We start from the raw sequence: 26,262 nt of genomic DNA on the forward strand, positions 1-26,262 counted from the left end.
TTTTTTTCGCCTCAAGCCATCGCAGCCCAACAAACAGGAAAGGCCTCAGCTCTGGGAAACCAGTGCAGCTTGCTTCCAGGCGGCTGCAGCGGCTGCCGGCTCCTGGCGCTGCTCAGCCAGTTCGGCCAAGGCACACCAGGCCTTGCGCTTCAATGCCGGGGTCTGCAAACCCTTGACCGATTGGGACAGCAGGCTTTGCGCCTTGCCCCACAGCTGATGGCGCAAACACACCATACCCGCCAGATACTGCAGGCGTGCATCTTGAGGGTGAGCTTGTTGCGCAGCCTCGACCCGCGCCAGCCACTGCCGGGCATCGGCAGCTTGCGCGTCTGTCAGGCAGGCTTCCATGGCTTGCACCATGCGCGCCAACTGGTCTGGGGTCCACTTCGCTTGTGGCGATTGCAAAGGGGCCCACAAAGGCTGCAGCCATGGCTTGGCCAAGGCAACCGAACCGCCCAAAGCCACAAAGCGCAAAGCAATCTCTGCGGCCAAGTCGGGCATGGCGCGTTGCGCCAAGGTCAAATTGAGCCACATGCGTTGCACAGACTCGGGATCGTGCAAGTGCGACAACCATTCCAGAATCAGGCCACGCACCAAACTGTCGGCCGTGGCAGGTGTGAAGGCGCGGTGTTTGGCCAGCAAAACCGCCGTGTCCAGGGCCTGCGCGGGTTGGCCTGCCAATCGGGCCGCCTTGAGCTGCATGCGCATGGCCACCATGCGACGCCCCAAGGCCGAGGGCAAGGATTTCAAGAGGCTCAAGCTTCCGGCGGCATCCCGGTCATCCAGCAACCAACGCGCTGCACGCAGTTGAGCGCCTTCGGTCAAAGCCTGGCGCTCGGAAGACTGGCCTTCTTTGGCCGCATCGAGCGCTTCTTGCAGGTGGGTTTGTCGCACATCGCGGTCTTGCAAAGCGTGCGCCGATTCGGCCACCATGATGTGCGCGACCGTTCGCAAAGCCACCGCATGGTCAAGTTCGAGGCCCGCATCTTTCAGGCGAGCTTCTTTGTCCAAGGCCGCCTGCGCCGATTTGCGCGCACGCAAAAAACGTCCGGCCATGAAGTTGCTGATCGATTTAAGCAGGGCCGCGTGCGCGGCCCTTTCTTTTTGTTGCAGACGCCAGCGCTGCGCTTGCTTGGGCAAAGACAGCAAGGCCGACAAAGCCTGTTGGGCCAACACCACCACCAGCACAACCAGACCCAGCATCAACAGGACCAGATTGAGTGAAAAATCGACCCGGTAGGGCATCAAGAAGAAGGTCACCGTGCCGTTGTTGTGCCAAGCCAGCCAAGCGGCGGCCACGGCCAAAGAAAACAAACTGATGAGCCAAAGAGCTGCGCGCATGGGGTCTTACCTTCCTGCAGCCGCTGTGGCCAAAGCCGTCAATGAACCATCCAGACGCGGGGACTCACTGGCTTTTAATTGCACCCCGGATTGCTCCAGCAACTGCAGCAACTGGCTTGTCTTGCGCGACGAAGCATCGGCATAGCGACGCACGATCACGGAAGCCGAAGCCAGGTCTGCACGGGCCGCGTCTTTTTGCCGTGCCAACAAACCCAGACGGGCATTGAGCAATTTGAGTTTGAGGTTTTCACGCAAGAAAAAGCCCTGCTCAGGCGAGAGCAAAGCAGCCTCCGGCGACTCGATGCGGCTCACCCGTACCAAACCCTTGAGTTGGTCGCCAAACTGCATCAAGCCCGCCATCCACCACGAGGGCGGGGTTGGCGTACTGCCTGCATCGGTCACGGACCGGTTCATGGCTGCGGTGGGCAACTCCTGGTTGGCGAGCACCAAACCATCGACCAGGGCCACGCCTTCGTCCAGCTTGATCAGCAAGCCCGGCAAATCGAATGCTGGCGTCGTGTTGAGGCGGTCCAGGTCTTTTTCAATGGCCCGAAGCACCGGGGCCAAGCGCGGCTGCGCGGCCCGTTTCACCCGCACCTGGGCCGACTTGAGTGCGGCCAGCAAGGGCTCCATACTGCCGGTCAATTGCGCCTGTTGCTGGGCCATGCGCAAAGCGGCTTCAATGTCGACCACCAAATTTTCGTCCCGTGAGCGCGACAGGCTCTGGATCAACTCTTCAAGTTGTCCACGCTGCAAGGCCACCTCGCCCAAGCGGGCTTCCATCAGCGTCAAGCGTGCGGCACTGTCTTGGACCGTTTCCTGCGCTTGTTTGGCCCAGGCTTTGGCTTCCAGCGACTGCTGTCCGGCATCGGCACTTTGGCGTGCCAGCTGCTCCTGAATGCGTGACAGCTTTTGCCACAACAACACCGACACCAACAAAGCCAGGCTGGCCACCCCCAACGGCACCCAAAGGCTCCAGACGCGTCGGCGCACAGGTTGGCTGGTCGCAGCGGAGGGTGATGGTGTTTCGGGCGTGGAGGTCATGTCAGCGATTTTATAGACACAGCTTGCGCCTCCAGGCCTGCGGGCACCGTCTCCACCCGCCCCCAGCCGGTCTGCCGCAAGCGCTGGGCAATGCGTGGGTGTGTGGCCAGCGCTCTGGCCTGCCCCACATCCAGGTCGGGACAGGCCTGTAACAGGTGCTGAGCGGCCTCGGAACTGCTGAACAGCCACCAGCTGCCATCGGTCATGGCTTGCACCGCCCTTTGCTGCTGGCTGACCGACAGAACGGGGGTCTGACGCACATAAGCCACGGCCTGCTGCACCTGCACGCCTGCGTCTGCCAACTTTTGCGCCAACCAATCACGCCCCGCCATGTGCCCTTGCGCGTCTGAACCGCGAACAATCAACACCGAAGCCTGGTCCGTCAACACAACACGATCCGACACCAAGGCCCACAAAGCCTCCGAGTCAAATTGGCTTGAATCGGCATCCGGCGAATCGATCTGGTCGGCTGGCCAGCCACTGGCCAACAAGGCCGCCTGGGTGCCGGGCCCCGTGGACCAAGCACGGCAAGCCCGCAAATCCAGCCCATCGGGTCTCGCGGCCATGAAAAACCGCACCGCATTGGCGCTGACAAACATCACCGCCAGCTGCTGGGGCACCTGCTGCCACACGGCCCGCAGGGCAGCCGCATCGGGCAAGGGCGCGATCTGAATCAGGGGAAGAGTTTCTGTGCGAACGCCTTGGCTCTGCAAGGCCGAAGCCCAAGGCCCCGCCTCACGCTCGGGCCGGGTCACGATCACCACGGAGGCTTCAGCCATGCCAAGCCAGAAAAATCAATGCGCACCCGACTGGCGCAAGGCCTGGGCCACGCTCAGGCCCAAAGCCTCTGCGGCCTGCAAGTCTGTGGCGGCAGCGTGGGCATGGGCCGTGACCAACTGGGCAGAGCCTTGCGGGTCTCCCCAGGCTGCGCGCAGCTGGAGCACGCCGTCCTCGATGGTGGCGTGCGCCGCCAAAGGCATGGAGCAACTGCCCCCCATGGCACGGCTCACCGCACGCTCGGCCGCCACCCGACGCCACGATGGGGCATCGGCCAAGGGTGCCAGCAAGGCGCGCAAGTCCGCCCGGTCGCTGCGGATCTCGATGCCCAAAGCGCCCTGCCCTGCGGCGGGCAACATCTGCTCGGTTTCAAAAATGTGGCGAATGCGCGCCGTCAGCCCCAGCCGCTTGAGGCCCGCAGCGGCCAGCACAATGCCCGCGTACTGGCCATCGTCGAGCTTGCGCAAACGGGTATCCAGGTTGCCGCGCAGGGGCTCAATCTTCAAGTCAGGACGCAAAGCACGCAGCAGCACCGTGCGGCGCAGGCTCGATGTGCCCACCACCGCGCCTTGCGGCAAGTCCTCGAGTCGGGCGTAACCGGCAGACACCCAGGCATCACGCGGGTCTTCGCGCTCCATCACGCAGGCCAGCTCAAAGCCTTCGGGCATGTCCATGGGCACATCCTTGAGCGAATGCACCGCGATGTCGGCCCGGCCTTCGTGCAGCGCGACCTCCAGCTCCTTGACGAACAGGCCCTTGCCGCCCACCTTGGACAGGCTGCGGTCCAGAATCTGGTCGCCTTGCGTTGTCATGCCCAACAAGGTGACCTGGCAGCCGCGCGCTTGCAACAAGGCTTTGACGTGCTCGGCCTGCCAGAGCGCCAAACGGCTTTCACGGGTAGCGATCACGATGGAAGGGGCAGAAGTCGAAGACACGTTGAATTTCTCGTCAAAAAGGCCTCATCAAGATGAAACCTGTTGGTAATTTACAGGGGTCGGGCGATGCTAGCATGAGGTCGCAGGCCAACCTCCTTGCCACGCCTCAGCCACCCCCCCCCCTTCACCGAACCCATTCCGATGAAACAGGCCTCCTCAGACCAGCACGCCGCAGCCAAACCGCCCCGCGCCACACCTCGCACCGAAAAACGCGACAGCGAACGCCCCCTGGTGGAAGACATTCGCCTGCTGGGCCGCATTTTGGGTGACGTGATCCGCGTGCAAGAAGGCCCTGAGGCCTATGAGCTGGTCGAGCAAATCCGCAAACTCTCGGTGGCCTTTCGGCGTGACGCCGACCACGAGGCCGACAAGGCCCTGAAAAAGCTGCTGAAAAACCTGCCCGGCGACCGCGCCGTGAGCGTGATCCGCGCCTTCACCTATTTCAGCCACTTGGCCAATTTGGCTGAAGACCGCCACCATATCCGTCGCCGCGCCATTCACGAGCGTGCGGGCCACACGCAAGAAGGCAGCATCGACGTGGCGCTGCAGCGCCTGCGCTGGGCGGGCATCACGCCGCGCAGCATCTCGGACATGCTGGCCACCAGCTATGTCTCGCCTGTGCTCACGGCCCACCCCACCGAAGTGCAGCGCCAAAGCATTCTGGACGCCGAGCGCGACATCGCCCACCTGCTGACCGAGCGCGATGCCATCAAGGCGCGCGCCGCTGCCGTCAACGCCGCCAAAGACGCGCTGACCCCCAAAGAACTGGCCGCCAACGAGCTGCAAATGCGCGCCCGCGTGATGCAGCTGTGGCAAACCCGCTTGCTGCGCTTCACCAAACTCACCGTGGCCGACGAGATCGAAAACGCACTGAGCTATTACGAAGCCACCTTTTTGCGCGAAATTCCCAAGCTTTATGCCGAGCTGGAAGAGGCGCTGCCCGGTCAGCCCATTGCCAGCTTCTTGCGCATGGGCCAGTGGATTGGTGGCGACCGCGACGGTAACCCCAATGTGACCGCGCAAACGCTGGAACATGCCTTGACCCGCCAAAGCGATGTGGCCATGCGCCACTACCTGACCGAAGTGCATTACCTGGGCAGCGAGCTGTCGTTGTCGGCCATGCTGGTGCCCTTTGGCCCCGAGATGCTGGCCTTGGCCGCGCAATCGCCCGACACCAACGAACACCGCCAGGACGAGCCTTACCGCCGGGCGCTCACAGGCATTTACGCCCGCCTGGCCGCCACATTGAAAGTCCTAACAGGGGGTGAAGCCGCACGCCACGCCGTGGTCCCGCAAAACCCCTATGCCAGCGCCGAAGAATTTCTGGCCGATTTGCGCACCATCGAAGCCTCTTTGTGCAGCCACCACGCCGAAGCCGTGGCCGCCCAGCGCCTGCACCCGCTGATACGCGCCGTGGAAGTTTTCGGCTTCCACTTGGCCACCGTGGACCTGCGCCAAAGCTCGGACAAGCACGAAGAGGTGGTGGCCGAACTGCTGACCGCTGCACGCGTGGAAAAGAACTACAGCCAGCTGGACGAACACGCCAAGCAAGCCCTGCTGCTGGGCCTGCTCAACGACGCCCGCCCGCTGCGCGTGCCAGGTGCCGACTACAGCGCGCACGCCGTGTCGGAACTGGCCATTTTTGAAATGGCACGCCGCATGCTGGCCAGCTTTGGCAAGCAAGCCATTCGCCACTACATCATCAGCCACACCGAAACCGTGAGCGATTTGCTGGAAGTGCTGCTGCTGCAAAAAGAAGTCGGGCTGCTGCGTGGCACCCTGGACGGCGAAGCACACAACGACCTGATCGTGGTGCCGCTGTTCGAGACCATCGAAGACCTGCGCAACGCCGCGCCCATCATGCGCGACTTCTACGCCCTGCCCGGCGTGGCGGCGCAGGTAGCACGCTCCGGTGGCGAACAAGACATCATGCTGGGCTATTCGGACAGCAACAAGGACGGCGGCATCTTCACAAGCAACTGGGAGCTGTACCGCGCCGAAATCGCCCTGGTGGCCTTGTTTGACAAACTGCAAAGCAGCCACGGCATCACGCTGCGCATGTTCCATGGCCGCGGCGGCACCGTGGGCCGGGGCGGTGGCCCCAGCTACCAAGCCATCCTAGCCCAGCCCCCAGGCACTGTGCGCGGCCAGATCCGCCTGACCGAACAAGGCGAAGTCATTGGCTCCAAATACGCCAACCCCGAAATCGGCCGCCGCAACCTGGAAACCCTGGTCGCAGCCACCCTGGAGGCCACGCTGCTGCAACCCACCAAACCCGCCACGCGGGCATTTCTGGACGCTGCGGCAGAACTGTCAGAAGCCAGCATGAATGCCTACCGCGCCCTGGTGTACGAGACCCCCGGCTTCACGGATTACTTTTTTGGCGCCACCCCGCTCAAGGAACTGACGCAGCTGAACATCGGCTCACGCCCCGCATCGCGCAAAGCGCTTGAAAAAATCGAAGACCTGCGCGCCATCCCCTGGGGCTTCAGCTGGGGCCAATGCCGCTTGACGCTGCCCGGCTGGCTGGGCTTTGGATCGGCCGTGGCCGCTTTTCTCGACAAGCCCGAGGCTGCAGAGCGCAAAGCCGCGCTGGCCTTGCTGCAAAAGATGTACCGCCAATGGCCGTTTTTCCGCACCCTGCTGTCCAACATGGACATGGTGCTGGCCAAGAGCGACCTGGCCCTGGCCTCGCGCTACGCCGAACTGGTGAGCGACAGCCGCCTGCGCAAAAAGATCTTTGCCGCCATCGAGGCCGAATGGCACCGCACCGCCGACGCGCTGGCCCAGATCACGGGCGAAAAGAACCGCCTGGCCAGCAACCCGGCGCTGGACCGGTCCATTCGACACCGCTTCCCCTACATCGACCCGCTGCACCACCTGCAAGTCGAGCTGATCCGCCGCTACCGGGCGGGCTTGGCCGACGAGCGCGTGCAGCGTGGTATTCACATTTCGATCAACGGGATTGCGGCGGGGCTGCGGAATACGGGTTAAGGAGGGGCGGACGCCCGATCGTTTAGCCCTATTTAGCCCTAGTATTGGAGGATGAAACGACCCTTGTTCACCATTCTCCGGCAGGTTCGGGCCCGCATCCGCCTGGTCAGTGCCACCCTGTTTGGCGTGGCGCTGCACCTGGCGCTGCCGCCGAACTGGCCCACGCTCACCACCACCCGAATTTTGCTGTGCTGGAACGCCGCTGTTGCGCTTTACCTGCTGATGGCGCTGTGGGTCATGGCGCAATCGAATGTGGACAACATGCGCCAGCGAGCCTACCGACAGGACGAGGGCCAAAAAACCATTCTGCTGCTCACCATCGGCGCAGTGCTGGCCAGTCTGGTCGCCATCGTGGCCGAGCTGTCCACCATCAAATCGCTCAGCGGCAGCGACAAGCTGCTGCACATCGGCCTGACCGGGGCCACCGTGGCCAGTTCGTGGGTGTTCATGCACCTGATGTTTGCCATGCACTATGCCCACGATTACTACCTGAGCGGGCGTCACGGGCGCGAGCCAGGGCTGGCTTTTCCGCAAGAGCCTGCGCCTGACTACTGGGACTTTCTGTATTTTTCGGCCGTGATCGGCACCTCAGGCCAGACGGCGGACGTGTCGTTCACCTCCAAAGCCATGCGCCGCACAGGCCTGGTGCACTGCGTGCTGGCCTACTTCTACAACACCACCGTGCTGGCCCTGACGATCAACATTGCCGCCAGCCTGATGTGAACCCGGCCGGGGTCTGCCCCTGCGCCCGATAAAATCCCCTACTTATGACAAACCAACTCGACAAAAAATCCCAGGCCTGGTCCGCGCTCTTTTCTGAACCCATGAGCGAGTTGGTCAAGCGCTACACCGCCAGCGTGTTCTTTGACAAGCGCCTGTGGCAAGCCGACATCCAGGGCTCGCTGGCACACGCTGAGATGCTGGCTACGCAAAAGATCATCGGCGCGCAAGACCTGGCCGACATCCAACGCGGCATGGCGCAGATCACGCAAGAGATCGAATCCGGTGCTTTCGAGTGGAAGCTCGACCTGGAAGACGTGCACCTGAACATCGAAGCGCGCCTGACCGCCCTGGTGGGCGATGCGGGCAAGCGCCTGCACACCGGCCGCAGCCGCAACGACCAAGTGGCCACCGACGTGCGCCTGTGGTTGCGCAGCGAGATGGATCTGATCATTGATTTGCTGGTCGACCTGCAAAAGTCGCTGGTCGATGTGGCCGAGCAAAACGTCGAGGTGATCGTGCCCGGCTTCACCCACCTGCAAGTGGCCCAGCCCGTGAGCTTTGCGCACCACCTGCTGGCCTATGTCGAGATGTTTGCCCGCGATGCCGAGCGCATGAGTGACGTGCGCCGCCGCACCAACCGCCTGCCATTGGGCAGCGCCGCTCTGGCGGGCACAACCTACCCGCTGGACCGCGAACGCGTGGCCCGCACCCTGGGCATGGTCGACGAGCAAGGCAACCCACAGGTCTGCCAAAACAGCCTGGATGGCGTGAGCGACCGTGACTTCGCCATCGAATTCACCGCAGCGGCCAGCCTGTGCATGGTGCACATCAGCCGCATGTCGGAAGAACTGATCTTGTGGATGAGCCAGAACTTTGGCTTTGTGCGCATTGCCGACCGCTTCACCACCGGCTCGTCGATCATGCCGCAGAAGAAAAACCCCGACGTGCCCGAACTGGCGCGCGGCAAAACCGGCCGCGTGGTCGGCCACCTGATGGGCCTGATCACCCTGATGAAAGGCCAGCCCCTGGCCTACAACAAAGACAACCAGGAAGACAAAGAGCCGCTGTTCGACACCGTCGACACGCTCAAAGACACCCTGCGCATCTTCAGCGAAATGGTTGGCGGCCAGCTCAACCCCGCCACAGGCCAAAAAGAAGGCGGCATCACTGTGAATGCCGCCGCCATGGAAGCGGCCGTGAAAAAAGGCTACGCCACCGCCACGGATCTGGCCGACTACCTGGTCAAAAAAGGCCTGCCCTTCCGCGACGCCCACGAAGTGGTGGCCCACGCCGTCAAGACCGCCCAAGGCTTGGGCGTGGACCTTTCAGAGCTGCCGCTCGAAACCCTGCAAAAGTTCGACAGCCGCATCGAAGCCGATGTGTTTGGGCCGCTCAGCCTGCAAGGCTCGCTGAACGCCCGCAACACCCTAGGCGGCACGGCGCCCGCGCAGGTGCGTTTGCAGATTGCACGTCACCGCAGCCGTTTGGCTTGACGGCCCCATCAGCGCTGCACAGCAGCGCTGATCACCCCCACTCCCGCCCCAGCCTGGGCGCTGACACCCCTTTTTGCAGGCGGATCACCGGCACGGCCATGCTGATCACGCGGGGTTTTTCGTCCTTGAGCAGCACCACATTCAAGAACAAGGTGCCCAAGCCTTTTTCGGTTTTGAAGATGCCCCAGCGCCGCTTGGGCGCGATGGCGGCCAGCAGGGCTTGTTCATCCCAATCGTCACTCAAAGGCAGGTAGCTGTAGGCCTGTTCGCGGTGACGCAACATCACATGGGTGTAGCTGTAACCCGCAATCGGCTGGCCATCAGTGCCGATGGGGCGGAACTTGATTTCGTAATCACCCGTGGCAGTGTTGCCGTGGGCGCAGCGCCCCGCATGGATGCCTTTGGCGAACTTGAAATTGGGTCGCCCAATGACCAATGGTGCGTCCATCAGGTTGCGCAGCTCGATGTTGAGCACATTGGGGTAGTTTTTGTGCCCCGTCCCCATCGAGTAGGTCAGGTGAACCGAAAACTCGGGAATTTTCTTTTTGCTGCCGCCGATCACAAAGGCCGAAATCAGCAATCCGGAGCCTGCCGTGATGAAGTCCCACAGCCCCTGGTCTTTGGCCCATTTGATCCAGGTCAGCGGCATTTGGACCCAAGTCCAGAAATCGTCAGTGAAAATCATGGGTCATTTTAATCAACTATAAGTATTCAAAATATTCACCAATAAGCTCCCGTTGGCGCCCATCCAGCTCGCTTGATTTCGATCCCAGCGCAGCAAACGAGTCGCCTGCAAGGCCTCACTGCGGCCCAAACGCTGGATGACGGCCACCGCAACAGCGGCAAAGTCAGGGCCATGGTGAGTCCGCACACAGACCCCGAAGACCCATCGCGCAAGACTTGACGTTTTGACGCGCCAAGGCGCAAAGCACCTCTCTCGGTTTGGAGAAGACGGATGAGGCCACAAGGAGACACGCCATGCAGTTCAGAGCCCACTCATCTTTGGTCGAAAACCTGACGGGTGTGCCGCGCACCTTGTTGATACCTTTGGTGGCACGCGCTAATGGGGGAACGACGTTCCCCTTGCTCGAACCCAACGACCGCTATGCCCAAGAACTGCTCACCGCCATGGGTGCCGAAGTGAAAACTTCGGGTCATGACGCCCCCACGTTTGTCAACGTGCTTTGGCGCACTGTCCTGATCAAAGAACTGGGCAGTGATTTTTTCTCTCGTGCGCCCCAAAGTCCCGGCATCAATTTGGGTGCAGGTCTGGCACATTATTTTCAGTGGCTGGGCAACGGCAAAAACACCTGGATCGATGTGGACCTGGAGCAGGTGATCGACTTGCGCAAATCGTTTTTGCCCGATTCATCTTCGCATTGCCTCAACCAGGCCATGGACATCACCCAGCCCGGTTGGTGGAACCGCCTGCCGCTGCACAAGCGTGACCACAAGCGCCCGGTGTTTGTGGTCTGTGAAGGGGTTCTGATGTATTTGGAGCCCTGCAAGGTGCGCAGCATCATCCGGGAATTTGCCGAAAACGCGCCCGAAGGCTCCGAGTTGATCCTGGACTTCGTCTCGCCTTTGGCCGTGGGGCCCACCGCCGTGCTGCGGCACAACGAAGAAACTGGCGCACCGTTCGCGTGGGGCGTGCACAACGGCCTGGAAATTGCCCATTTGCACCCGAGACTTGAATTGCTTTCGCAACACAGCGTTTCAGAAGCTTATGGACTGGGCGCATCTTGGGCCGACATGTATTGGGGCCTGTTGATGGGCGGCCCTGTTTATGGATTGGCGCATCTGAGGGTGACTGAACCCTGAGAAACACCCCGGGCTGGGCGGTTGAAGAGGTGGCAATAAGTCACGCAGCAGCGACATCCGTGATAATTCGCGGGCGATTTGCCGCTTCCAACAACTTCGACAACACCATGCAAACCTCCACCGCCGCCCCCGAACTGATGCACTGGACAGACTCGCTCAACACGGGCGATGCACGCATGGACGAAACCCACCAGGAGTTCGTGGACATGATCAACCAGATCCTGGCCACCCCTGAAGACGAGCAACTGCCGGTTTACAAAGCGTTTTTGGCCCACACGGTGGAACACTTTGCGCAAGAAGAGCGCTGGATGCTGGCCACCGGCTTTTCGGCCGACAACTGCCACGCCGAGCACCACGCCACCATTTTGGAGACCATGCGCGTGGTCGAAGCCCACTACCTGGACACCGACAAACAGATCATCACCCGCCTGGCCGAAGCGCTGGCCGAGTGGTTTCCGGGCCACGCCAACAGCATGGACGCAGGCCTGGCCGCGCACCTGAAATCGGTCGGCTTTGACAGCGAGACCGAAACCCTGGCCGACCCATCGGCCATCAAAAACGTGACCATGTCGGGCTGCGGCAGCGTCAGCTGCACCAGCTGAACTTGCCGGGCGCAAGGCCCGCAAGACAAGAAATTTCAAAGCGGCTGTCTCAAGTTTCACAAGCTGCAGGCCACTCGGGGGCTAGGATGGCGGCTCGTTTAAAACAAATGCCCCATCCGGAGACTGCCCCATGCCCGTGATCACCAACATCGAAGACCTGCGCGTTCTGGCCGAAAAGCGCGTGCCGCGCATGTTTTACGACTACGCCGACAGCGGCTCGTGGACCGAGGGCACCTACCGCGCCAACGAAAGCGACTTCCACAAAATCAAGCTGCGCCAGCGCGTGGCGGTGAACATGGAAAACCGCACCACCGCCACCAGGATGGTGGGCATCGACACCAAAATGCCCGTGTGCATCGCCCCCGTGGGCCTGACCGGCATGCAACACGCCGACGGTGAAATGCACGCCGCCATGGCCGCCAAAAAGTTCGGTATCCCCTTCACGCTGTCGACCATGAGCATCTGCTCCATCGAAGACATCGCAGCCCACACGCAAGCCCCGTTTTGGTTTCAGCTTTACATGATGCGTGACCGCGACGCCATGGTGCGCATGATCGACCGCTGCAAGGCTGCCAACGTGAGCGCCCTGGTGCTCACGCTCGATTTGCAGGTGATCGGCCAGCGCCACAAAGACCTCAAAAACGGCCTGACCGCGCCACCCCGCCCCACCCTTGCCAACATCATCAACCTGATGACCAAGCCCCGCTGGTGCTTAGGGATGGCGGGCACCAAACGCCACACTTTTGGCAACCTGGTCGGGCATGTGAAAGCTGTGACCAACATGAAGTCGCTGGCCTCGTGGACCAACGAGCAGTTTGACCCCACGCTCAACTGGGAAGACATCGCCTGGGTCAAGAAGCAATGGGGCGGCAAGCTGATCTTGAAAGGCATCATGGACGTGGAAGACGCCAAACTGGCGGTGGCCAGCGGGGCCGACGCGATTGTGGTCAGCAACCACGGCGGCCGCCAGCTCGACGGCGCGCCCAGCAGCATCGAAGCCCTGCCAGCCATCGTGGCGGCCGTGGGCAGCCAGATCGAGGTCTGGATGGACGGCGGCATCCGCAGCGGCCAGGACGTGCTCAAGGCCTGGGCGCTGGGTGCCAAAGGCACCATGATCGGCCGCGCCATGGTTTATGGCCTGGGTGCCATGGGCGAAGCAGGTGTGACAAAAGCCCTGCAAATCATCCACAAAGAGCTGGACGTGACCATGGCCTTTTGCGGCCACACCAACATCCAGAACGTGGACACCAACATCTTGCTGCCGGGCACCTTTCCGAAGGCGTAAACCTGTTCAAAGCGCAACTCATGGGGCGTGGCGGGCCTGTGGCTCGCGCTATGCTTGAAGGGTGACTGCTCCCCCCCCGCCCATCCGCCGCATTGCCCACCTCGACATGGACGCGTTTTACGCATCCTGCGAGCTGCTGCGCTACCCGCAGCTCAAGGGCTTGCCGGTGGTCATTGGCGGAGGCCGCCGCAAAGAAGACGACCTGCTGGGCAAGCTGCAAGCGGCCTACCCCGATGGCGAATGGACCGAAGAGACCTTTGCCGAACGGCTGGACCGGATTCCGGTGGATTTTTTCCCGCGCATCGAGGGCTACACCGGGCGCGGCGTGATCACCACCGCCACCTATGCGGCACGGCAATTCGGCATCGGCTCGGCCATGGGCCTGATGAAAGCCGCCAAGCTCTGCCCGCAGGCCATTTTGTTGCCGGTGGACTTTGACCGTTACCGGCACTACTCGCGCACCTTCAAAAGCATCATCCTCGACATCGCACCCGTCATGCAGGACCGGGGCGTGGACGAGGTCTACATCGACTTCACCGACGTGCCCGGCGGCCAGCGCGAAGGCGGTCGGGTGCTGGCGCGCTTGATTCAGAAAAGCATTTTTGATGCCACAGGTCTGACCTGCTCAATCGGCGTGGCACCCAACAAGCTGATCGCCAAGATGGCCAGCGAGTTCAACAAACCGAACGGCATCTCCATCGTGCACGATGCCGACCTGCAAACCCTGATCTGGCCGCTGGCCTGCCGCAAGATCAACGGCGTGGGCCCCAAGGCCGATGAAAAGCTCAAAGGCTTTGGCATCCACACCATTGGCGAGCTGGCGGCACGCGAGCCGCACTGGCTGGTCGAGAACTTTGGCAAAAGCTACGGCGCCTGGCTGCACGAAGCCGCCTGGGGCCGCGACGACCGCCCGCTGGAAACCGCGAGCGAACCCGTCAGCATGAGCCGCGAAACGACGTTTGAACGCGACCTGCACGCCGTGCGCGACCGGGCCGAGCTGGGCGCGGTCTTCACCCGGCTGTGCGAACAGGTGGCCGCCGATTTGCAGCGCAAGGGCTACGAAGGCAAAACCATCGGCATCAAGCTGCGGTATGACAACTTTCAGGCCGTGACGCGCGACCAAAGCATCGACGGCCACACGGCTGACGCCAAACGCATCCGACAGGTGGCGGGCCAGTGCCTCAAGCGGGTGGACTTGTCGCGGCGGTTGCGACTGCTGGGGGTGAGGGTCGGGGCCCTGGTCAAGGCGGGGACAGTCGTGCCATCGACCGACCGCTACATTGCACCCGAGGAGACAACCCATGAACAAGCTGAACTGTTTTTCCCTGACAACTGAGGGCCACGTTGCCCACCTGATGATGAACCGCCCCGAGGCGATGAACACCATGCACCCGACCTTTTGGCGCGAGCTGCACGAGGTGCTGACCGACATCCACAAAGCGGGCACAGCGCGGGCGCTGGTGATCTCCAGCACCGGCAAACACTTCAGCGCAGGCATGGACCTGCAAACCTTTGGCAGCGCCATCCAGATGGACGACAGCAGCGCCGAAGGCCGCTCGGCCGTGTACGACCTGTTGACCGACATGCAGCACACCTTCACCCTGCTCGAAGAATTGCGCATCCCGGTCATTGCCGCCATCCACGGCGGCTGCATTGGTGGCGCGGTCGACATGGTCACCGCCTGCTGCATGCGCTATGCCTCGGCCGATGCGTTCTTTTGCATCCAGGAAATCAACATCGGCATGGTGGCCGACGTGGGCACCTTGCAACGCCTGCCCAAGCTGCTGCCCATGGCCTTGGTCAAAGAACTGGCCTACACAGGCCGCCGCCTAGGTGCCGACAAGGCGCTGGCCCACGGCCTGGTGAACGAAGTGCTGCCCACCCACGAAGCCACCGTGGCCGCCGCCCTGCAAGCGGCCAAAGAGATTGCCAGCAAACCGCCCGTGGCCATCTGGGGCACCAAGCAAGTGCTGCACTACGCCCGCGACCACAGCACCGAAGACAGCCTGCGCCACATGGGCTGGCTGCAAGGCGCGATCTGGAGCAACGCCAACGTGCGCGAGGCCATCAGCGCCATGCAACAAAAACGTGAGGCGAACTTCGCGCCACTGCCAGCGCTCAAGGGGTTTCGCGAGTTTGGCTGACAACCAACCATGAAAATCTTCCAGAACACCCACCACGCCCAACACGCAGGCCGCCAGGAAATGTTCCGGGGCCGCATGGTCGATTGCCATGAAGTACCCGACCGTTTGCGCTTTGTGCTGGATGAACTGAAGCGCCGCCCGGTAGGGCAGTTGCTGACGCCCGATGCAGCGCTGGATGTGGATGCCGCCATGGCCCGCGTCCATGCACCCGACTATCTGGCTTTTTTGACGCGGGCCTGGGACGACTGGGTGGCGCTGGACCCTGCCAATGTCGAGCGCGACGCCCTGCCCTCGGTCTGGCCGTTGGCAGCAAAGCACGGCTTTCGCACCGACGCGCCGCCACTCAACTTTGCGGCGCGGCTGGGGCAATATGCGTTTGACTCGGGCACGCCCTTGATGGCAGGCAGCTGGGCCGCAGCACGCGGGGGCGCTGCTTGCGCACTGGCTGCCGCGCAGGCGGTGCTGGGTGGTGAGCGATTCGCCATGGCGCTGACGCGCCCGCCGGGCCACCATGCAGGCCCCAGCTTCATGGGTGGTTATTGCTTCATCAACAACGCCGCTGTGGCCGCGCAGGCCCTGCGCGACGGCGGGCTGGAGCGCGTGGCCGTGCTGGATGTGGACTACCACCACGGCAACGGCACGCAGACTTGTTTTTATGAGCGCAGCGATGTGTTCACGGCGTCCATCCACGGCGATCCGCGCACCGAATACCCCTTTTTTTTGGGCCATGCCGACGAGCGCGGGCTCGGCGCGGGTGAAGGCTTCAACCTGAACTTGCCGCTGCCGCGTGGCACCGGTTTTGACGTTTGGTGGGCCACGCTGCAAACAGCTTTGCAGGAGGTGGCTGACTTTGCCCCGCAGGCGCTGGTGGTGCCGCTGGGGCTGGACACGTTTGAGGGCGACCCGATCTCGGGCTTCAAGCTGAGAAGTGCGGATTACCTGAAGCTGGGGCAAGCGATTGCGCAACTGGGCTTGCCGACGGTGCTGACGTTTGAAGGGGGTTACGCCGTGGCCGAGGTGGGGGTGAACACGGTGAATGTGCTGTAAAGTCTACAGACCTGAACTCGTCAGCTTTTGTCATCAGCGAGATATATACTTTTTAAGTATTCAAAAGTTTTGAAAGATCCGACATGTTCTATCGGCCCCGCTTCTTAATTGGCTTGTTTTTGTCGTTGTTGCTTCACACAGCACCTGGCTGGACGCAATCGAAAAATCTGGCTCCAGGCTTCACTCGGCTGCCAGATCAAGCCAAGGTGGTGATCATGCCTGCCGATGTCGAGCTTTTTTCCATCAGCGCAGGAGGTGTTCAGGAGCCCCGAGCCGACTGGACCGAGCAAGCGCAAAAACATCTTCAACAAGAGCTGTTGCACCAACGCAGCAACTTGGCCCGTCAAGTCAGCCCGCTCAAAGCAGAACTGCACGACCCGATGGCCGAGCTCAACGGCTTGCATGGTGCTGTGGCGCAATCCATCTTTTTGCATCACATACAGGGCATCTCCAAACTGCCCACCAAAAATGGCGAACTGCGCTGGACTTTGGGCGAAGCCGTCAAAGACTTGCGCGATCAAACACAGGCAGATTACGCCTTGTTCGTCTGGATTCGTGACAGTTACGCCAGCGCCGAGCGCAAAGCCGCCATGATTGCCATGGCATTTCTGGGGGTGGGCTTGGCCGGTGGCGCCCAAGTAGGCTACGCCTCCTTGGTCAATCTGAAAGACGGCCAAGTGGTCTGGTTCAACGCCTTGATGCGCGCAAGCGGCGACTTGCGCGAACCCCAAGCGGCCGAAGAAACCGCTCAGGTCTTGCTGAGGAACTTCCCTCGGGCGCCATGATGGAGCGGGCGCACATGCACAGACGTGGTTTTTTGCGGGCCGCTTGCTGTCAGGGCTTGGGCCTGACTGGCTTGGTGGGTACGCATAACATCTGGGCACAAAGCACTGCGGCCACGACAGCCAACCAGACCGATTGGCAATCGCTGCTGAGCAGCCGATTTGTACGCCCTACGCTCGACACCGACGAAGGCGGCCTGTGGGCCATGATGGACCGGGAAGAAACGCGCTTGCGTCGCAGCTCACAGGTGGTGCGCGACACGAAGCTACAGGACTATCTGCGCGACATGGTTTGCCGACTGGTGGGAGACCACTGCCCGGACATCCGGGTGCACGTGGTGCGGACACCGTTTTTCAATGCCACCATGGCCCCCAACGGCATGATGCAAATCTGGAGCGGCTTGCTGCTGCGCGTGGAAAACGAAGCACAGTTAGCCGCGGTGGTCGGCCACGAAATCGGTCACTATCTGGAGCGCCACTCGCTGGAACGCCTACGCGACATGAAGTCACGGGCAGCCTTTGGCCAGTTCATTGGCATGTTTGGTGCGGTCGGTGCACTGGCGCAGTTGGGCGTCCTGGCAGGGGCATTTGCCTTTTCGCGCGAGCACGAGACGCGTGCCGATGTGCTCGGCATGCGCTTGCTCAAACGCGCCGGCTACCGTGCACAAGAGGCCGCACAAGTATGGGACAACCTGTTGGGTGAGTTGCAAATTCGTGGCGGAAGCGATGTCGGCCAGCGCAGCCCGATGATGGCAACACACCCTCCTGTCGCCACACGGCGAGACGACTTGCTCAAGTTGGCAGGCGACGATACGGGTGTCACGCAAGCAGAACCACTGGCCCAAGTATTGGCGCCCCACCGCCTCGATTGGATCCATGACGAAATCAGGCGCGGCCAACACGAAGAAAGTCTGGTGCTGTTCGGCCGCATGCTAAAAAACAGCCCCAGCGATGCACAGGCTTGGTATGCGCGCGGTGAAATCTACCGCCAACGAGGGCAATCTAATGATTTGGAATTGGCTTTACAGGATTTTCAGCAAGCGATTCAGGCCAGCAATACCCCACCACCCTCGTACCGCTCTTTGGGCCTGATCCACAAGCAGCAAGCCCGAAAACCAGAGGCCTTGGCTTCTTTCGAAAAATACCTTGAACTTGCACCACAGGCACCTGATGCCGCCTTGGTGCGCAGCTACATCACGGAACTACAGTCATGAAAAAAATCGTCATCCTGAGCCTCGCGCTCATCCTGAGCGCCTGCACCACCGTCACCCAAATTCAAGGCGAACAACGCATGGGCAACCGTTTGACTGTCAAGCTGCCCAGTGCTTGGAACAAGTTCTCCCAACCCGCCAGCGTACCCTATGAGGTCTGGACACAAGAAGGCATCATGCTCGATCAATTGCGCATCTGGGCCGCAGTCAAGCCCGAGCAGGCATTGATCGTCAAGCAAATGGCCAATCAACAAAAAGCAGCCAAGGTCCCCGTATTCTCCCAGGGTTTGCGCCCGGACCAATGGGTGGCGCTTTTGGAAACTGCATATGCATCAGACGGGTCGGTGGTCAACATCGACAAGGTCGAACCGTCCACCTTCGCGGGTGCCAAAGCCGTGCGGTTCGAGTTTTCCCTGACACGCAAAAACGATGACCTCGCGTTTCGGGGAGTAGGTTGGGCCACTGAGCAAGACAAACAGTTTTTTGCCGCCGTCTTCACCGCACCCCGACTGCACTTTTACGGGCAATTACTGCCCAAAGTGGAAGCGATCATTCAGACCGCACAATTCACGCCATAACCCGAATTTTCACTGCCGCGCCGTGCGCACATTGGGTGGCAACTTGCCTGGTGCACTGGTGCGCCAGGGGTTGATGTCCAGCCCGCCGCGGCGGGTGTAGCGGGCATACACCGTCAGCTGGGTGGGTTTGCAGCGCGTCCAGATGTCCATGAAGATGCGCTCGACGCATTGCTCATGAAATTCGTTGTGGTTACGAAAGCTCACGATGTATTGCAGCAAGCCCGCTTGCTCGATCTGCGGTCCGCTGTAAGTGATTTGCACGCTGCCCCAGTCGGGCTGGCCGGTGACCAGGCAATTGCTTTTGAGCAAGTGGCTGACCAGGGTTTCGGTCACGGGCAACTCTTCGGCATTGGCGCTCAAGAGGTCCGGCGCGGGCTGGTAGCGGGTGCATTCAATGTCCATTCGGTCGAGGTTCAGGCCATCGAGTTCGTGCACGGGCTCGGTGTCAAATTGCTCTTGCAGCAGCAGCTTCACGCCCACGCTGGCTTGCACCGCGCCGCCGTGCCAGATGGCGGCGCTGATGTCGCGGCGGATCATGTCGCGCACCACGTCGGCGCTCTCAAGGCGGGTGTTGTTGAAGCTGTTCAGATACAGCTTGAAGGATTTGCTCTCCACAATCTGCGTGCTCTCGGCGGGCACGGTGATGTGCGCCAGCGCCACCTGCGGCTTGCCTTTCAGGTTGAGCCAGGACAGCTCAAACGCCGTCCACAAATCGGCCCCAAAAAACACGGGCTGGCCGGTGACACCGATCTCGGCGCGTTTGGTGGCACGGGGAATCGGGAACAGCAAACCCGCGTCGTATTGGTCCACATAAGCGCTGGATTTGCCCAGCTGAGACTGCTCGGGGGTGTGTTCTGGAGAGTTCATGCTCATGCCTGCACCTTGCGACGGAAAACGAGACGGTCTGGCTCGGACACTTGGGGGTCGTAGGCGTAGCCTTCCAGATCAAAACCCAGCAGCCCCTCGGGGTGGGTGATGCGGTTTTGCACCGCATAGCGCGCCATCAGGCCCCGCGCCCGCTTGGCGTTGAAGCTGATGATTTTGTATTTGCCGCCCTTGAAGTCTTCAAACACGCATTCGATGACGCGGGCCTTGAGGGTTTTGCGGTCTACTGACTTGAAATATTCTTGCGAGGCCAGATTGACGATGACCGGGGTTTTGTCTTTGGCCAGCTGGGCGTTCAGGTACTCGGCAATTTGCGGACCCCAGAACTTGTACAGGTTGCTGCCTTTTTCTGTTTGCAGCGTGGTGCCCATTTCCAGGCGGTAGGGTTGCATCCAGTCCAGCGGGCGCAACACCCCGTACAAGCCACTCAAAATACCCACATGGGTTTGCGCCCACTCCAGGTCTTGCGCTGACAAGGTCTTGGCGTCCAGGCCCTCATACACATCGCCATTGAAGGCCAGCACGGCTTGCTTGGCGTTTTTGGCGGTGAACTTGGGCGTCCAGGCTTCGTAGCGGGCCACGTTCAGGGCCGATAGCGCGTCCGACAGGTCCATCAGCTCGGCGATTTGCTGGGGCGACTTTTGGCGCAGCACCTCGATCAGGGCCTGAGATTGCGGCACGAACTGGGGCAGCGTGTGGGGCACACCTGCGGCGGGGGTTTCGTAATCCAGAGATTTGGCGGGTGACAATAAGAACAACATGCTCGACATCCTTTACCTGGACGATTATCTCGCCATCGTCAACAAGCCCGCCGGCTGGTTGGTGCATCGCACCCCGTTGGACAAGGGCGAAACCCGCTTTGTGCTGCAAACCCTGCGCGACCAGATCGGGCAACACGTCTGGCCCGCGCACCGGCTGGACAAGGGCACCAGCGGCGTACTGCTGTTTGCACTGGATGCCGACACCGCACGCCTGCTGGGCCAGGCCTTTGAAAGCGGCCAGGGCCTGCAAAAAACCTACCGCGCCGTGGTGCGTGGCTGGCCTTTGCCTGAGGGTCTGATCGACCACCCCTTGAAGCGCATGCCCGACGACATGCGCACCGAGCGCCTGGAAGTGCAGCCCGCCCAAAGCCGCTTTGCCGCCTTGCGCCACTTTGATTTGCCGCTGCCACAACAAGGCTTTGCCAGCACCCGCTGCGCCGAAGTGGCTTTGGAGCCACTGACAGGCCGCCGCCACCAGCTGCGCCGCCACATGAAGCACATCGCCCATCCGATCATTGGCGATGCCACACACGGCAAGGGGCCGCTGAACCGGGCGGTGGCTGAGTTGATGGGGCTGCAGCGGCTGTGGCTGCATGCGGAAAGTCTGGAATTGCATCACCCAGTCAGCGGGCAGCCGTTGCGTTTGGCGGCGCCACTGCCCAGCGAGTGGGGGGTTTGGACCGCTTTTGCCATGCGGGCATCCGGCTGAGTTCAGAAAACCTTCGCGACGGGGGCGTCGCGCCTACAGGGGGAAAGTCCCCTGGATGGGGGGGGGGGTTGTCTCGCATCGGATAAGCGTCCTCGCGGTTTTCCATAGGATTCAGGGTTTGGTCGCTTTGGCGCCCCCACTTACCTACCCTTCAGACGCCCACACATGAGCCTGCTTTTCACGCCCTTCACCTTTGACGCGCCATCCGGCCCCCTCACTTTGCCCAACCGCATCGTGATCGCGCCCATGTGCCAGTACTCGGCCGACCACGGCCAAGCCACCGACTGGCACCTGACGCACTGGACCAACCTGCTCAACAGCGGAGCTGGCCTGTTCACCATCGAAGCCACCGCCGTGTCGGCCGTGGGCCGCATCAGCCCCGGCTGCTTGGGCTTGTGGGACGACGCGACGCAAGTGGCGCTGGGTGACAAACTGCACCGCGCCCCCGCCGCTTAGCACCCGCCATGCCAGTGTGCATCCAGATCAGCCATGCGGGCCGCAAGGCATCGAGCGCAGCACCTTGGCACGGCGGCATGTTGATCGCACCCGAAGACGGTGGCTGGCAAACCGTGGCCCCGAGCGCTCTGCCCCACTTGCCGCATGAGGCCGCGCCCATCGAACTGAGCTTGGCCGACATCGCTCAAATCAAGGCCGACTTCGTCAACACCGCCAAGCGCAGCCACGAGCTGGGCATTGAGGCGGTGGAGCTGCACGCCGCCCACGGCTATTTGCTGCACCAGTTTTTGTCGCCCTTGTCCAACCAGCGCACCGACCAATACGGCGGCTCATTTGAAAACCGCATCCGCTTTCCGATGGAAGTGTTCAAGGCGGTGCGCGAGGCTTTTGGCGGCACGCTGGGCATGCGCATTTCGGGGACCGACTGGGTCGATGGCGGCTGGACGATCGAAGAAACCGCCGAACTGTCCAAGCAGCTCAAGCAAGCCGGGGCGCAGTTTGTGCACATCTCGTCAGGCGGTGTTTCGCCTTTGCAAAAAATCATCTTGGGGCCAGAGTACCAAGTGCACTTGGCCAAAACGGTCAAAGCCGCCTCAGACCTGACCACCATCGCCGTGGGCCTGATCACCGAGCCCGCGCAAGCCGAAGCCGTGCTGCAACGCGGCGATGCCGATCTGGTGGCGCTGGCCCGCAGCTTTTTGTACAACCCGCGCTGGGCATGGAAGGCCGCCGCCGAACTGCAAGGCCAAGTGGAAGCGAGCAGCCCCTACTGGCGCTGCCTGCCACGCGAAGCGCAAGCTATTTTTGGCAGCGTACGCATTGGCATGAGGTGAATGGATCGAATATAAAATCGATACTTTTATCGAAAAGGGACCCTATGCCAGCCTTGCGTCTCCCCCTCTTTTGCGCAGCCGCCCTGCCATGGCTTGCAGCGATCCCATCGGCGACAGCACAAACCACCACCCCGATCAAAAATTTGATCGTAGTGGTAGGTGAGAACACCAGTTTTGACACTTTGTTTGCGACCTACCAACCCCCACAGGGAAGCAGCGTGCGCAACCTGTTATCGGCGGGCATTGTCGATGCGCAAGGCAATCCCGGGTCGGCTTATGCCAAAGCCTTGCAAAAGTTCCCGACCACGGATGGCAAGTTCGATGTCGACTTCAAGCAAACTACGCCATACAAAGCCCTGCCCAGGCCCTATGCCAGAGCTGAAAAAGGCGGCCCCAAACGCATCGACGACAAAATCCCTGCCGATCTGCCAGCAGGGCCATTCCCGATCACCAAATACCGGGCCTACACCGACTACACCGACAGCAACCCAGTTCATCGTTTCTTCCAAATGTGGCAACAAGTCAACGGCGGCCGAAATGATCTGTTTTTGTGGGCGGGCCTGACGTCTGGCGAGGGTGCAAAAGACAAAAAAGACCCCACACGGGGCACTTACTACGGTAGCGAGACCATGGGTTTTTACAACATGGCTGCAGGTGATGTACCTTATTTCAAGCAACTGGCACAGCAATACGCCATCTCAGACAACTATCACCAGGCCATCATGGGCGGCACCATGCCCAATTATTTCTTCCTCGCATTTGGCGATGTCGCTCGGTATCAAGAGGATGGAAAGACGACAACGCCGCCAGAGCTGCAGGTCGAAAATCCGGAGCCTGTCAGTGGATCAGCCAATTGGTACACCAACAGTGGCTACAGCGCTGGCTCCCATGTGGCTTGCGCTGACGAAACCCAACCCGGCGTGAGTGCAATCCGGAGGTATCTCAAAACCCTTCCGTACAAAAGCTTCAACGATGGGAACTGCGAAACAGGTGCGTACTATCTGGTCAACAACTACGCATCGCCTTACACGTTCAAGGGGGGCAAAAAAACACCCGCTGCCAATCAGTTGTTGGGCACCATTCAAACCATTCCCAATATTGCCACCCAGCTGCAAGCAGCAGGTGTGAGCTGGAAGTGGTACCACGGTGGACGTGATGGTGCGGGCGTCAAGAAAGGTGAATATGCGTCGGACACCGACCCCCTGACATTTTCCAAGCAAATTATGGAGTCCGGGCTTTCACGGCAACTGCAAGGCGATGCTGATTTTTTTGCCGACGTTGACAAAGGCCTTCCAGCCATTTCATTTATCTCACCACCACTGAGCCAAACTGGCCACCCACACTACGGTTCGCCCGCCTACTTTGAAAGCTATGTCAAAAACATCGTTGACAAAGTACAAGCCAATCCCAAAGTTTGGGAACAAACAGCCATTTTGGTCACCTACGATGAAGGCGGGGGTTACTTCGACTCTGGTTATGTGCAAGCCGTCGACTTTTTTGGAGATGGCACTAGGGTCCCCATGATCGCAGTTTCAAAGTGGGCCAAGTCTGGCCATGTCGATCACACTTATTACGACCACGCCTCAATCCACAAATTCATCCAGCGCAACTGGAACCTCAAAGCACTTTCTGCCCGAAGCAGGGACAACCTGCCTAACCCGGTCCACAGCAAGGATGCTTATGTTCCCGATAACCGCCCTGCAGTGGGTGATTTGATGAATCTTTTCCAATTCAAACCTTGAGACCATAGGCCCAAGGGCATCAAGGCGGAAACATCCTGCTCGACTGCTGCCAACAGCCCAACAAAAAGCCTGAACAGGTCAACGCCCGTTCAGGCTTTTTTATCTGATTCAGGCGACGAGATTTACTTCAAATCGCCCGCCAAACTGGCCAAGGTATCGGCAGCGATTTCGATGTGCGATGGGTAATGCGTGTGGTCGCAACCCATCTTGACGCCAGCGCCAGCCTTCACCGCCGCGCACATTACGGGCGTCAGCTCAAAGCGCACAAAGTGCACTGCCGAGGTCTTTTCTTCGGTTTCGCGGTCCAGGTCTTCGTCAGCAATGGCATACACGCGGGCATGGCCTTCGACCTCGACAAACATGCGGTCTTCCACACCGATCAGCTTGGCCAGTTCGCGCTTGCGCTCGTTGATGTCGGTGTACTCGATCATCATGGTGGCCTTCCAGTTGCTGCCGTCCGGCACCAGCGGGGCATAGGCTTCAATCTCTTGCAGGATGCCCTCCTCTTCGAAGACTTTTTCGATGCGCAGCATCTCCTGGATTTGGTAGCGAATGGTGGTTTCGCTTTCAAACTGCACATTGATGTGCTCACCCAGCTGCACGCTGCGCAGCTTGCGGTGGGCGATCACTTCGGGCTTGTGAAGCTTGCGCCACTTGGTGTAGGCCTCCAGCGACATCAGGGTCTCGGGCGTGATTTTTCCGGTCAGTTGCATGGCGGTGTTCCTTATTTGAGACCGTAGGCTTTGCGCACCAGGGTCAAGGGGTGGTTCAGTTCGGGGGCACCCAGGCCGTTGACCTCAAAGCCCTGGGCAATGTGGTGGCCGCCCAGCGGGCAGTCGGAGCTGATGAAGTCGGGCTTGGAGCCATCTTTCATGGTGGCCATGGCTTTGAACACGGGCTTGCCGATCTTCATCGCCATCTCGTGTAAGCCTTTTTTGACGCCATAGGTGCCAGCGTGGCCCGAGCAACGCTCGATGGTGTTGATCTCGGTATCGGGGATCATTTTGAGCATTTCTTCGGTCTTCTTGCCGATGTTTTGCACGCGCCCGTGGCAAGGAATCTGGTAGCTCACATTGCCCAGCTTTTGCGGGAATTCGGTCTTGAGCAAGCCGTCGCGCTTGCGGGCCATGAAGTATTCAAACGGGTCCCACATCGCGTCTTTGACCAACTGGGTGTCTGTGCAATCGGGGAACATCAGCGGAATCTCTTGCTTGAACATCAGGGCGCAGCTGGGCACCGCCGCCATGATGGCAAAACCGTCTTTGGCGTACTTGGCCAGCACGGGGATGTTGGCTTCTTTGGAGGCCTTGACCGAGTCCAGATCGCCCAGCTCCAGTTTGGGCATGCCGCAGCATTTTTCCCTCTCGACCAGCACATACGGGATGTCGTTGTGGTCGAGGATCTTCAGCAAGTCGTGGCCAATGCCCGGCTCGTTGTAGTTGATGTAGCAGGTCGAATAAATGGCGACCTTGCCGGGTGTCTTCTCGCCGTCCACCACTTTGGAAGCCTTGGCATCGGGCGCGCTGGCGCGAAACTTCTTCGTGGCCAGCGCGGGCAGCCAAGCATTTTTGTCCACGCCTGCCACGCTTTCCATGATGCTGCGTGCGGTTTCGGTTTTGTTGATGGCATTGACCGCCTGCACCACGATCGGAATACCGGCAAATGAACCGTGCACATCGGTGGAAGCCAACAGCTTTTCAGCCAAGCCGACTTCACCTTTCTTGAACTTGATGGCCTTGGCGCGCAGCATGGTGTGCGGGAAATCCAGGTTCCAGGCGTGCGGTGGGGTGTAGGGGCACTTGGTCATGTAGCACAGGTCGCACATGTAGCACTGGTCCACCACCTTCCAGTAATCTTGCTTGTCGACCCCATCGACTTCCATGGTGCTGCTCTCGTCCACCAGATCAAACAAGGTGGGGAAAGCGTTGCACAGGCTCACGCAGCGTCGGCAGCCATGGCAGATGTCAAAGATGCGTTCCAGCTCGTCAAAACACTTTTCTTCGTTGTAAAAGTCAGGGTTTTGCCAGTCCAAAGCGTGCCGTGTGGGTGCTTCAAGGTTGCCTTCTTTGGCCATGGTGTGCTCCTTAAAAGGGGACTCA

At 60.7% G+C, this 26,262-nt stretch carries 24 protein-coding genes and 1 pseudogene; 16 read left to right on the forward strand and 9 right to left on the reverse strand.

Features of this window, described 5'->3' with window-relative positions; genetic code table 11:
- Positions 1-45: 45 nt before the first annotated feature.
- Genes B9Z33_RS13725 through hemC form a run of 4 tightly spaced genes read right to left on the reverse strand, consistent with a single transcriptional unit; the run spans position 46 to position 4,097 of the window.
- Positions 46-1,341 carry a heme biosynthesis protein HemY gene (locus tag B9Z33_RS13725; protein WP_108287570.1) on the reverse strand — a complete coding sequence of 432 codons (1,296 nt, stop codon included), beginning with the start codon at positions 1,339-1,341 and terminating at the stop codon, positions 46-48.
- A 6-nt stretch (positions 1,342-1,347) separates the two neighbouring features.
- On the reverse strand, positions 1,348-2,385 hold the full coding sequence (locus B9Z33_RS13730; RefSeq protein WP_108287571.1) for a uroporphyrinogen-III C-methyltransferase: 1,038 nt from the start codon (positions 2,383-2,385) through the stop codon (positions 1,348-1,350).
- Positions 2,382-3,164 (reverse strand): uroporphyrinogen-III synthase, encoded by a 783-nt coding sequence (locus tag B9Z33_RS13735; RefSeq protein WP_108287572.1) that lies wholly within the window; start codon positions 3,162-3,164, stop codon positions 2,382-2,384. The genes B9Z33_RS13730 and B9Z33_RS13735 overlap by 4 nt, the downstream gene beginning before the upstream one ends.
- A gap of 15 nt (positions 3,165-3,179) precedes the next feature.
- Positions 3,180-4,097: a hydroxymethylbilane synthase gene (gene hemC / locus B9Z33_RS13740; protein WP_108287573.1), complete on the reverse strand. Its 918-nt coding sequence runs from the start codon at positions 4,095-4,097 to the stop codon at positions 3,180-3,182.
- 141 nt (positions 4,098-4,238) lie between these two features.
- Here hemC and ppc point away from each other — a divergent pair, with 141 nt between their 5' ends.
- From ppc to argH, 3 genes are all read left to right on the forward strand, one after another.
- Positions 4,239-7,091, forward strand: a complete 2,853-nt coding sequence (gene ppc, locus B9Z33_RS13745; RefSeq protein ID WP_233252837.1) for a phosphoenolpyruvate carboxylase — start codon at positions 4,239-4,241, stop codon at positions 7,089-7,091.
- A 63-nt stretch (positions 7,092-7,154) separates the two neighbouring features.
- Positions 7,155-7,814 carry a DUF1345 domain-containing protein gene (locus B9Z33_RS13750; protein ID WP_199220356.1) on the forward strand — a complete coding sequence of 220 codons (660 nt, stop codon included), beginning with the start codon at positions 7,155-7,157 and terminating at the stop codon, positions 7,812-7,814.
- Between the two features lie 44 nt (positions 7,815-7,858).
- A complete protein-coding gene (gene argH, locus B9Z33_RS13755; protein WP_108287575.1) occupies positions 7,859-9,307 on the forward strand; it encodes an argininosuccinate lyase in 1,449 nt (482 codons plus the stop codon).
- Between the two features lie 31 nt (positions 9,308-9,338).
- Here the strand turns inward: argH and B9Z33_RS13760 are convergent, their stop codons facing one another.
- On the reverse strand, positions 9,339-9,992 hold the full coding sequence (locus B9Z33_RS13760) for a hypothetical protein (protein ID WP_108287576.1): 654 nt from the start codon (positions 9,990-9,992) through the stop codon (positions 9,339-9,341).
- Positions 9,993-10,064: 72 nt separating this feature from the next.
- Here B9Z33_RS13760 and B9Z33_RS15550 point away from each other — a divergent pair, with 72 nt between their 5' ends.
- The 10 genes from B9Z33_RS15550 (at position 10,065) to B9Z33_RS13805 (ending at position 18,777) form a co-directional block, all read left to right on the forward strand.
- A complete protein-coding gene (locus B9Z33_RS15550; protein WP_158270222.1) occupies positions 10,065-10,211 on the forward strand; it encodes a hypothetical protein in 147 nt (48 codons plus the stop codon).
- Positions 10,212-10,285: 74 nt separating this feature from the next.
- Positions 10,286-11,128, forward strand: coding sequence for a class I SAM-dependent methyltransferase (locus tag B9Z33_RS13765; protein ID WP_108287577.1), 843 nt, complete (start codon positions 10,286-10,288; stop codon positions 11,126-11,128).
- Between the two features lie 107 nt (positions 11,129-11,235).
- Positions 11,236-11,730 carry a bacteriohemerythrin gene (locus B9Z33_RS13770; protein ID WP_108287578.1) on the forward strand — a complete coding sequence of 165 codons (495 nt, stop codon included), beginning with the start codon at positions 11,236-11,238 and terminating at the stop codon, positions 11,728-11,730.
- Positions 11,731-11,860: 130 nt separating this feature from the next.
- The gene (locus tag B9Z33_RS13775) at positions 11,861-13,015 is read left to right on the forward strand and encodes an alpha-hydroxy acid oxidase (protein WP_108287579.1); all 1,155 of its coding nucleotides are present in this window, start codon (positions 11,861-11,863) and stop codon (positions 13,013-13,015) included.
- A 106-nt stretch (positions 13,016-13,121) separates the two neighbouring features.
- Positions 13,122-14,351, forward strand: a complete 1,230-nt coding sequence (locus B9Z33_RS13780) for a DNA polymerase IV (protein ID WP_108287580.1) — start codon at positions 13,122-13,124, stop codon at positions 14,349-14,351.
- Positions 14,317-15,159: an enoyl-CoA hydratase-related protein gene (locus B9Z33_RS13785; RefSeq protein WP_108287581.1), complete on the forward strand. Its 843-nt coding sequence runs from the start codon at positions 14,317-14,319 to the stop codon at positions 15,157-15,159. Before B9Z33_RS13780 ends, B9Z33_RS13785 begins: the two co-directional genes overlap by 35 nt.
- A gap of 9 nt (positions 15,160-15,168) precedes the next feature.
- On the forward strand, positions 15,169-16,206 hold the full coding sequence (locus B9Z33_RS13790; RefSeq protein WP_108287582.1) for a histone deacetylase family protein: 1,038 nt from the start codon (positions 15,169-15,171) through the stop codon (positions 16,204-16,206).
- Positions 16,207-16,289: 83 nt separating this feature from the next.
- A complete protein-coding gene (locus B9Z33_RS13795) occupies positions 16,290-16,991 on the forward strand; it encodes a hypothetical protein (protein WP_108287583.1) in 702 nt (233 codons plus the stop codon).
- 14 nt (positions 16,992-17,005) lie between these two features.
- A complete protein-coding gene (locus B9Z33_RS13800) occupies positions 17,006-18,202 on the forward strand; it encodes a M48 family metalloprotease (RefSeq protein ID WP_158270223.1) in 1,197 nt (398 codons plus the stop codon).
- A complete protein-coding gene (locus tag B9Z33_RS13805; RefSeq protein WP_108287585.1) occupies positions 18,199-18,777 on the forward strand; it encodes a hypothetical protein in 579 nt (192 codons plus the stop codon). The genes B9Z33_RS13800 and B9Z33_RS13805 overlap by 4 nt, the downstream gene beginning before the upstream one ends.
- 9 nt (positions 18,778-18,786) lie before the next feature.
- Here the strand turns inward: B9Z33_RS13805 and queF are convergent, their stop codons facing one another.
- Entirely contained in the window at positions 18,787-19,644 is an 858-nt protein-coding gene (queF, locus tag B9Z33_RS13810) for an NADPH-dependent 7-cyano-7-deazaguanine reductase QueF (protein ID WP_108287897.1), read from the reverse strand.
- Between the two features lie 2 nt (positions 19,645-19,646).
- A complete protein-coding gene (yaaA, locus tag B9Z33_RS13815; RefSeq protein WP_108287898.1) occupies positions 19,647-20,423 on the reverse strand; it encodes a peroxide stress protein YaaA in 777 nt (258 codons plus the stop codon).
- Between yaaA and B9Z33_RS13820 the strand changes: the two genes are divergently transcribed.
- From B9Z33_RS13820 to B9Z33_RS13830, 3 genes and pseudogenes are all read left to right on the forward strand, one after another.
- Entirely contained in the window at positions 20,422-21,132 is a 711-nt protein-coding gene (locus B9Z33_RS13820; RefSeq protein WP_108287586.1) for a pseudouridine synthase, read from the forward strand. The two genes, yaaA and B9Z33_RS13820, sit on opposite strands and share 2 nt — an antisense overlap.
- Positions 21,133-21,297: 165 nt before the next feature.
- Positions 21,298-22,421, forward strand: a pseudogene (locus tag B9Z33_RS13825) (NADH:flavin oxidoreductase/NADH oxidase).
- Positions 22,307-24,163 (forward strand): alkaline phosphatase family protein, encoded by a 1,857-nt coding sequence (locus B9Z33_RS13830; RefSeq protein WP_233252838.1) that lies wholly within the window; start codon positions 22,307-22,309, stop codon positions 24,161-24,163. Before B9Z33_RS13825 ends, B9Z33_RS13830 begins: the two are co-directional and overlap by 115 nt.
- Before the next feature lie 122 nt (positions 24,164-24,285).
- On the opposite strand, the gene B9Z33_RS13835 is transcribed toward B9Z33_RS13830, so the two are convergent.
- Together B9Z33_RS13835 and B9Z33_RS13840 are read right to left on the reverse strand one after the other, a co-directional pair.
- Complete coding sequence (locus B9Z33_RS13835) at positions 24,286-24,876, reverse strand: DUF3501 family protein (protein WP_108287588.1); 591 nt, start codon at positions 24,874-24,876, stop codon at positions 24,286-24,288.
- Between the two features lie 11 nt (positions 24,877-24,887).
- The gene (locus B9Z33_RS13840; protein ID WP_108287589.1) at positions 24,888-26,237 is read right to left on the reverse strand and encodes a (Fe-S)-binding protein; all 1,350 of its coding nucleotides are present in this window, start codon (positions 26,235-26,237) and stop codon (positions 24,888-24,890) included.
- Positions 26,238-26,262: the final 25 nt, after the last annotated feature.

This window comes from Limnohabitans sp. T6-20 (assembly GCF_003063505.1).
Lineage (GTDB): Bacteria > Pseudomonadota > Gammaproteobacteria > Burkholderiales > Burkholderiaceae_C > Limnohabitans_A.